This window comes from Stenotrophomonas sp. 3diitr2024, assembly GCF_042136455.1.
Lineage (GTDB): Bacteria > Pseudomonadota > Gammaproteobacteria > Xanthomonadales > Xanthomonadaceae > Stenotrophomonas > Stenotrophomonas sepilia.
In genome coordinates, this window is record NZ_JBHHMJ010000352.1 from 1 (window position 1) to 1444 (window position 1444).

General features: G+C 66.3%; 1 protein-coding gene. It reads right to left on the bottom strand.

Features of this window, described 5'->3' with window-relative positions:
• Window positions 1–70 precede the first annotated feature (70 nt).
• Window positions 71–1315 (bottom strand): DUF819 domain-containing protein, encoded by a 1245-nt coding sequence (locus ABGA94_RS08890; protein ID WP_005415680.1) that lies wholly within the window; start codon window positions 1313–1315, stop codon window positions 71–73.
• Between the last annotated feature and the right edge of the window lie 129 nt (window positions 1316–1444).

Sequence of the window (1444 nt, forward strand, 5' to 3'; positions counted from 1 at the left end):
GGCGTGATTCACCGGGAACCGGGGTCAGATCCTTTTTGCGTCGCAAAAGGGATCTGACCCCATCACCGTATCAGCCCTGCCCGGCCAGCGCGCGCAGGGTGATGCCGACGATGTAGGCCAGGTACGTGCCGGTGGCATAGCCCATCGTCCCCAGCAGCACGCCGACCGGCGCCAGGGCCGGATGGAACGCCGCGGCCACCACCGGCGCCGAGGCTGGGCCACCGATGTTCGACTGCGAACCGATGGCGAAATAGAAGAACGGTACCTTCAGCAGCTTGCCCAGGCACCACAGCAGCACGATGTGCACGCTGATCCAGATGATGCCCAGCAGGAACAGCCACGGGCGGTCCAGCAGCGCCAGCAGATCCATCTGCATGCCGATGCAGGCGATCAGGAAGTACAGCAGCAGCGAGCCCAGGCGCGATGCGCCCGCGCCTTCCAGGTTGCGCGCACGGGTGAAACTCAGGCTGAGGCCGAGCGTGGTCGACAGCACCACCACCCACACGAACGGCGCGTCCAGGCTGAACTGCGCAGCCCAGCTGACATTCGCCTTGAACCACGCCGCCAGCGGTGCGCCAATGGCGTGAGCCAGGCCGACACCGCCGAAGGCCACCGCCACGATCAGCATCAGGTCGGTCAGGCTGGGAATGCGTTCGTGTTCGGCCTGGAAGCGCGCGATGCGCTCCTTCAGCTCATCGATGGCCGAGGTATCGGCGCCACTGCGCGCGTCGATCTTCGCCGCGCGCCCGGCCAGGAAGATCAGCGCGGCCATCCATACGTAGCCGACCCCGACGTCGACCACCGCGAACTGTCCGAAGGTGGTCGCATTGACGTCGAACACTTCACGCATCGCCAGCATGTTGGCGCCGCCGCCGATCCAGCTGCCCGCCAGCGCGGCCATGCCGGCCCAGGTGTCTCCGGCCACGGTTTCCGGATGCACGGCACGCATCAGCAGGAACGCCACCACCGCACCGAGCATGATGCTGGCCGAGGCACCCAGGTACATCAGCACCAGCTTCGGGCCAAGCCGCAGGATGCCCTTGATGTCGACCGCAAGGGTCAGCAGGATCAGCGCCGCCGGCAGCAGGATGTCGCGCGCGATCGGGTTGTAGAGCCGGGTGTTCTGCCCGTCGATCAGGCCCACAGTGTTGTAGATGCCGGGAATCAGGTAACACAGCAGCAGTGCCGGCACGAAGGTGTAGACGCGCTTCCACAGGCCCTGCTCCCGCGAGGCGGTCCAGAACACGGCGCCAAGGGTGGCGGCAATCAAACCGAAGACGACGATGTCGTTCTGGATCAGGGCAGTCGAAGGCATGCAGGCGCTCTGGTAGAGCCGGCCGCTGGCCGGCTGCTGTTGGCGGCAGATCCGGAAGGTGTACCGACCAACGGTCGGCCCCCACCGGTAAAGCAGAGGGTGAAACAAAAGCGCCGCCCCGAAGGGCGG